Below are 6,335 nucleotides of genomic sequence, written 5' to 3' on the forward strand. Positions count from 1 at the left end.
ACTCCGCGGCGCGCATTCACTTGTCGACTTCAGCTGGTTCTGGAGGGGGAATACCGGCTGCCGAGCGAATAGCGGCTGCCGGCATAGGTCAGCTTGCTGATCGTGGCCACGACCGCGCCCGTCCATGTGCGGCGGTGCAGGAGAAGGCAGCAACTGCCGACATCGATGCCGAGATGCTGCGCTGTCTCCTTGTCGGCCGGGATCGCGGAGATGATATGCTCGACCTCGGTCACCGGGGTCTTCTGCATGAGGTAGTCATAGGTCGCCGTCCTGGTGAAGTCCTGCTTGTCGTAGTCGGGTATCAGGCTCGGGTTGACGAAGCGCTCTTCCAGCTGCACCGGCAGGTCATTCTCGAAATTGACGACGACCGAGTGATAGACCGAGGTTCGCTTCGCGAATTCGAATGACAGTGCCAACTCCTTCGTCGGCATGATGGTTTCGAGGATGAGGACTTCGGAGCGATGCCGGTTGCCGCGCTCGACGATCTCCGCCGCGATGTTGTTGATCTCGATCAGGGTCGATTGCGGCCGGGGCGGCGCGATGAACGTTCCGACGCCTTGCAGCCGGATCAGGAATCCCGCCGCGGTAAGTTCCCGCAAGGCCCGGTGAACCGTCATCCGCGACACGCCCAACGAGGCCACCAGTTCATTCTCCGATGGCAGCTTGCGATCCTTGCCCCATTTGCCCGTTCCTATGTTGGTCAGGATGTAATCCTTCACCTTCTCGTAAAGGGGGCTGGCCGTATCGGGCAAATCGATCATTTCAAAAAATCCTTTCCGGCAAGCTATCGAAAATCACCGATGCTCGACAGGTCGCCGCATGCGGATGATTGTTTTCAAGCCGTCGCTCTGCCCCGCCAGCAGCCGCTCATAGGCCGCTGGAATGTCATCCAGGCCGATTTCGCGGTCGATCAGGGCCAAAAGCGGTCCACTGAGCTCACCCAGCATCCGCACGGCGTCGGGCATCTCATCGGCGAAGGCATGGCACCCCAGCAGTGCTATCTCGCGCTCGACCAGAAGATTGGGATCGATGTCGAGGCAGCCATGGAAGATGCCGACCATCGCCACGGCGCCGCCGGACTCGAGAACGCCGAGCAACTGATTGAATGCGGCGATGCTGCCGGTCGCCTCGATGGCCGCCAGCAACGGGGCATTGGCGGTCGCGGCGGCAATGGCTTCGCGGTTGAGCTCGACGATCCTGGCGCCGGTCACCCGCGCCACGCGGGCACAGCGCGCCTGATTTCGGTCGGCGACAAGCACGGGGCCGGGAAACGTTCTAGACAGCAGCAGCGCGGCAAAACCGCCGATCGGCCCGCAGCCGACGACCAGCACCGAGCCTGCCGTCTTCGGCAGGCGCCGCACAGCGTGCAGCGCCACCGCGAGCGGCTCGGCCATCGCCGCGACCCGCTCGTCTAGCGCGGCATCGATGACATGCAACAGTCGCGCGGGCAGCACCGCCTGTTCGGCAAAGCCGCCGTCGCAGATTTCGCCAACGAAACCCAGCGTGGCGCAGAGATGGCGCCTGCCGGCACGGCATTGCGCGCACTCCCCGCACCAGAAACGCGAATCGGCCACCACCCTGTCCCCAACGGCAACGGTGTCGACGCCCACGCCGAGCGCGATCACCGTGCCGGTCAGTTCGTGACCGGCCGTCGAAGGCGAGCGGCTTATCCATTGTCCCGTACGGAAATTGTGCAGATCCGAACCGCAGATGCCGGCGGCATCGACCCTGAGCTTCACCCAGCCGGCATCCGGAATGCCCGGCGTGGCGATGTCCTCCACACGCAGGTCACCGGGTCCATAGAGTCGTGCCGCCTTCATCGTGATCGTCTCCACTCAACCGGCGAGATAGCGGTCGCGGATCTCCGAGACCGCGTTTTCGTGGGAGCTGAAGCCCTCGTAGCGGGCGAGCCTGCGGGCATGCTGCGCCAACTCGGGATAGGCGGCCGAGGTGACATAGCCGACCGACGAGCGCTTGACGAAATCAGTCACCGAGAGCGGCCCATAGGTCCGCGCCCAGCGACTGGTCGGCAGCACCGCATTCGGCCCAAGGACGAAGTTGGCGAGGGTCACCGGCGTGTGCGGGCCCATGAGGATTTCGGCCGCCTCGGTGATGTGCCCGAGATGCGCGAAAGGCTCCGTCGACAGGATCTCGAGATGTTCGGGCGCATAATCGTTGATGAAGCGGTAGCTCTCTTCAACCGAGGCGGTCAACACGATGCCGCCGCGTTTTCCCGTCAGCACCGCGCGCGAAAACTCCACACGCTGTTCGGTCATCCGCGACCAGTGCTGGGGGATCGCGGCCAAGGCGGCCTCGGCAATCTTGCGGCTGTGCGTCACCAGATAGGCCGAGGAATCCGGCCCGTGCTCGGCCTCGATCAGCAGATCGAGCGCGGCAAGGCCGCCGTCGACGCTGTCATCGGCAAAGATGATGGCTTCCGACGGACCGGCCGGCAGACCCGTATTGATGATCGAGGACAGAACGCTCTTGGCCGCCACCACCCATGGGCTGCCGGGACCGACGATCTTCAGCGCCGGCTTCACCGTTTCGGTGCCGTAGGCGACGGCGGCGACGGCCTGGGCGCCGCCGCATTTGTACACCGTGTGCACGCCGGCCAGGCGAGCAGCGACAAGCGTGGCCGCATCCACGGAACCGTCCGATGTTGGCGGCGTCACGATCGCGATCTGCGGCACGCCGGCAATGACAGCCGGAACCGAGGTCATCATCGTCACCGACGGGAAAGCACCCTTGCCGCGCGGCACATAAAGCGCGACGGAGGCGATCGGCGTGTACCTGTCGCCGGCATAGGCGCCTGGCCGCACTTCCTTGAGCCACATCGTGTCCGGCCTCTGCTCCTCATGGAAATGCCTGATGTTCTCGATGCCGAAGCGGATGCTCTCGACCACATCCTTCTCGACCTTGTCGAATGCGGCGTCGAACTCGGCTTCCGACACCTTCAGTCCGCCTGCGGCCACATCGGCCTTGTCGAGTTCCCTGGCGAAGCGGATCAGGGCGGCGTCACCCTCGTCCCTGACCGCCTGGATGATGGGGCGGACCTTTTCGACGAAGACCGACAGGTCGGCCTCGGCGCGCTTCAGCAGGCTGGCTCGCTGGGTGGCATCGAGGGATGACAGATCGTGGAAGCTGATGTCGGACATGGGTATTCACCTTCTGTTGGAACGCAATGTGCCGACCGGGCACATTGCGGAAGACCTTGATTTCAACCTGTGGCGAGCCGCCTCAAATCGATGCCAGGAAGCCGCCATCCACCGGAATGGACTGGCCGGTTATGTAGGCCGACGCATCCGAGGCGAGGAACACGGCGATGCCGTGCAGGTCGCGCAGATCGCCGAAACGGTGCTGCGGGATCTTGGCGAGCATGGATTGCTGCCAGGCTTGGTTGCTGTAGAAAACATCCGTCATCGCGGTCCTGAAGTAGCCCGGAGCGATGGCGTTGACCCTGATGCCGAGATCGGCCCATTCCGCCGCCAGAGCCCGGGTCATGCCGAGCAGGCCCGACTTCGACGAGCCATAGGGCACCGCGGTGGGAATCCCGACTTCGGAGGTCAGCGAGCAGAGATTGATGATAACGCCGGACCGTCCGGCGTCGCGCATCTGCCGTGCGGCGGCCTGGGCACAGAAGAAGGCTCCCTTGAGGTTGGTGTCGACGATCCGGTCCCACAGCGCCTCGTCGACATCGAGCGAGGGCCGGACCTCTTCCATCCCGGCATTGTTGACGAGGATGTCGAGACCGCCGAGCAGTCCCGCAGCTTCGGCGGTGGCCGTACGGCAACGGCCGACATCGGTGACGTCGAGAGCAATCGCATGCGCAACCCCGCCGGCCGCGCGGATCGCCGCTGTCGTCCCATCGAGCGAGGTGAGGCTGCGCGCGGTGACGGCGACGTCGGCGCCGGCAGCACTCAGCGCCTCGGCGATGCTGCGCCCTATGCCACGGCTGGCCCCGGTGACCAGCGCCTTCCTGCCGGAGAGGTCGAACAGAGAAGCGTTGCGCATGTGATCCTCCTTGGCCGCTCCGGTTGCGTCGGGCTAAGACTACCAGAACCACTTACATATACAAGCATATACAAACGATCTCGACTGCGATAGTGGTGACGTCGTCCGCCGTAGGCGCGATCGCATAATTGGGCTCGCCCGCACGCGACGCCGCGCGGCAATCGTTCGAGGCCCGGCCGACGCCAATGATCGGCCGGCCAGGGAGGAGACCAGACGTGTCCAAAGCTTCAGAGATGGTCCGGACCGAAGTCACGCGCCTGTCGCCTTACAATTCCGGACTGACCATCGGCGAGGTCATGCAAAGATACGCCCCTGCCAGGATCGCCAAGCTCGGCTTGAACGAAAACCATCTTTGTCGAAGACCTCCTGCGCGAAGGCGTCATCGTGAAGCCATGGAAGCAGGAAGGCTTCGACACCCTTGTGCGCGTTAGCATCGGCTCGCCGTCGGAGAACGACCATTTCATGGCCGCTCTGTCGCGACTGTTGTGATTTCCCGAAAGCCATGCAGAATGCCCGGCGCGCGCCCGGCAGGAAATCCGAGGGTCTGCCGTTTCCGTATGGAGTTTCCCGCAGGTGGCGTCGCCTTTTACCCAATGGTTTCAGCCCAGCCTTTTTGACCTGCGCTGCTCCCGGTCACCTTGACGATGCCCAATATGCCTGAAGGCACCCCACCCAGGAGTCTCTATCGCGAAACGGTCGGCGGCACCGGCGACTATCCCGCCCTTGCCGGGGCGCAACGGGCAAGGGTCGTCATTGTCGGCGGCGGCTTCACGGGCCTTTCGACCGCCCTGCATCTGGCGGAAGCGGGCGACGACGTTGCCGTGCTCGAAGCCTACCAGCCGGGCTGGGGCGCGTCTGGCCGGAATGGCGGTCAGGTCAATCCCGGCCTCAAATACGATCCCGATACGATCGAGGCGATGTTCGGGCCTGAGCTCGGGCCGCGGATGATTGATTTCTCCTATGGCGCGCCGGACTTCACCTTCGGTCTCATCAGGCGCCTGTTGATCGCCTGCGAGGCGCGGCAGAACGGCACCATACGCGCGGCCATACGGCCAAAGCCGGAATCCGCGGTTCGGACCACCGCGGCGCAATGCGAGCGGCGGGGAATGCCGGTACGCGTGCTGGAGGCACAGGCGATGGCGACGCAGACCGGAACCGACCGCTACATATCCGGCCTGTTCGACGCCCGTGGCGGCGACCTCCATCCCTTGAAATACAGCCTTGGCCTGGCAGCAGCCGCGCGGAATGCCGGTGCGCGGATTTTCGGCGGCAGCGAAGTCCTCGCCCTGAAGCGCGAGACTGGAAGATGGGTCCTCAGAACGGCGAACGGCTCAGTCAGCGCCGACAAGGTGCTTGTCGCGACCAACGGCTATACAGGAGCCCTGTGGCCGGGCCTGGAGCAATCGCTCGTTCCGGTGTTCAGCGCGATCGCGGCAACCGAACCGCTTTCACCGGCGGTCGCGGCCACGATTCTCCCTCAAAGGCCCGTCGTCTACGAATCCGGCAATATCACTGTCTACTACCGCATCGACGCCCAGAACCGGCTTCTCATGGGCGGCCGGGGACCGATGAGGCCGATCGAAGATGCCTCCGCCATTGGCTACCTCACCGACTATGCGCTGCGGCTCTGGCCGGCGCTTGCCGGAGCAAGCTGGACACATGCCTGGAACGGTCGCGTTGCGATCACCAAGGACCATCTTCCGCACATTCATGAACCGGACGACGGCATCCTGATCTGCCTCGGCTATAATGGCCGTGGCGTCGCCATGGCCTCGGCGATGGGCGCAGCCTTGGCGCAGCGCCTGCGAGACAGCGAAACGCCGTTTCCCATGCCCATATCCCCGCTCAAGCCGATCCGGTTTCACCGCCTTTGGCCGCTGGGGGTGAAAGCAGCGATCCTTTCAGGGCGGGTGAAGGACCGGTTCGGCCTTTGACGACATCTGGCGCGAATTCTTCGATCTGGTCGACTTCCCGATGGATGACGTGATCTCCGTCGCACTGGCCTTCGATCCAGCGCGAGAAGTTGCTGAAACGCTGGTCGCGCCAATGGAAGATCGAACTGATCGAAAAGGCCAACCCAGAATGGTTCGAGCTTTTCCGCGGGACCGGGTGGTAGCGCTCGGTTTTGCACCGTTTAGATCCGCCACAAAGGTCACGGAATGAATCCTCGGGTCTGCGCAGTCGCTTCGCGCCTGCTCCGCCCGTGGATGACGAAAGGATCAAACCTACTCCACGGTCACCGATTTCGCCAGGTTGCGCGGCTGGTCGACGTCGGTGCCCATGAACACGGCGGTGAAGTAGGCCAGCATCTGGATCGGCAG

5 protein-coding genes and 2 pseudogenes are annotated in these 6,335 nt (G+C 64.0%); 3 read left to right on the forward strand and 4 right to left on the reverse strand.

Annotated elements, in window-relative coordinates; all coding sequences use genetic code 11:
* Positions 1 to 29: 29 nt before the first annotated feature.
* From hutC to FJ958_RS14800, 4 genes are all read right to left on the reverse strand, one after another.
* A complete protein-coding gene (gene hutC, locus FJ958_RS14785) occupies positions 30 to 761 on the reverse strand; it encodes a histidine utilization repressor (protein WP_140743767.1) in 732 nt (243 codons plus the stop codon).
* A gap of 33 nt (positions 762 to 794) precedes the next feature.
* Complete coding sequence (locus tag FJ958_RS14790) at positions 795 to 1,820, reverse strand: zinc-binding dehydrogenase (protein ID WP_140743769.1); 1,026 nt, start codon at positions 1,818 to 1,820, stop codon at positions 795 to 797.
* A gap of 15 nt (positions 1,821 to 1,835) precedes the next feature.
* Positions 1,836 to 3,158 carry a histidinol dehydrogenase gene (gene hisD / locus FJ958_RS14795; RefSeq protein ID WP_140743771.1) on the reverse strand — a complete coding sequence of 441 codons (1,323 nt, stop codon included), beginning with the start codon at positions 3,156 to 3,158 and terminating at the stop codon, positions 1,836 to 1,838.
* Positions 3,159 to 3,240: 82 nt separating this feature from the next.
* Positions 3,241 to 4,014, reverse strand: a complete 774-nt coding sequence (locus FJ958_RS14800) for a glucose 1-dehydrogenase (RefSeq protein WP_140743773.1) — start codon at positions 4,012 to 4,014, stop codon at positions 3,241 to 3,243.
* A gap of 357 nt (positions 4,015 to 4,371) precedes the next feature.
* Between FJ958_RS14800 and FJ958_RS32545 the strand changes: the two are divergent.
* The 3 genes and pseudogenes from FJ958_RS32545 to FJ958_RS31990 form a co-directional block, all read left to right on the forward strand.
* Positions 4,372 to 4,503: pseudogene (locus tag FJ958_RS32545) on the forward strand (histidinol-phosphate aminotransferase); the annotation flags it as partial.
* Positions 4,504 to 4,667: 164 nt separating this feature from the next.
* Positions 4,668 to 5,948 (forward strand): FAD-binding oxidoreductase, encoded by a 1,281-nt coding sequence (locus FJ958_RS14815; protein ID WP_140743775.1) that lies wholly within the window; start codon positions 4,668 to 4,670, stop codon positions 5,946 to 5,948.
* A gap of 71 nt (positions 5,949 to 6,019) precedes the next feature.
* A pseudogene (locus FJ958_RS31990) lies at positions 6,020 to 6,130 on the forward strand (GIY-YIG nuclease family protein); the annotation flags it as partial.
* Positions 6,131 to 6,335: the final 205 nt, after the last annotated feature.

The organism is Mesorhizobium sp. B2-3-5 (assembly GCF_006442395.1).
In the GTDB taxonomy this organism is placed as follows: Bacteria; Pseudomonadota; Alphaproteobacteria; order Rhizobiales; family Rhizobiaceae; genus Mesorhizobium.

Excerpts from the sequence above, each read along its gene's own strand:
- hutC (WP_140743767.1), bottom strand. The coding sequence starts at position 761 with ATGATCGATTTGCCCGATACGGCCAGCCCCCTTTACGAGAAGGTGAAG.
- FJ958_RS14790 (WP_140743769.1), bottom strand. The coding sequence starts at position 1,820 with ATGAAGGCGGCACGACTCTATGGACCCGGTGACCTGCGTGTGGAGGAC.
- hisD (WP_140743771.1), bottom strand. The coding sequence starts at position 3,158 with ATGTCCGACATCAGCTTCCACGATCTGTCATCCCTCGATGCCACCCAG.
- FJ958_RS14800 (WP_140743773.1), bottom strand. The coding sequence starts at position 4,014 with ATGCGCAACGCTTCTCTGTTCGACCTCTCCGGCAGGAAGGCGCTGGTC.
- FJ958_RS14815 (WP_140743775.1), top strand. The coding sequence starts at position 4,668 with ATGCCTGAAGGCACCCCACCCAGGAGTCTCTATCGCGAAACGGTCGGC.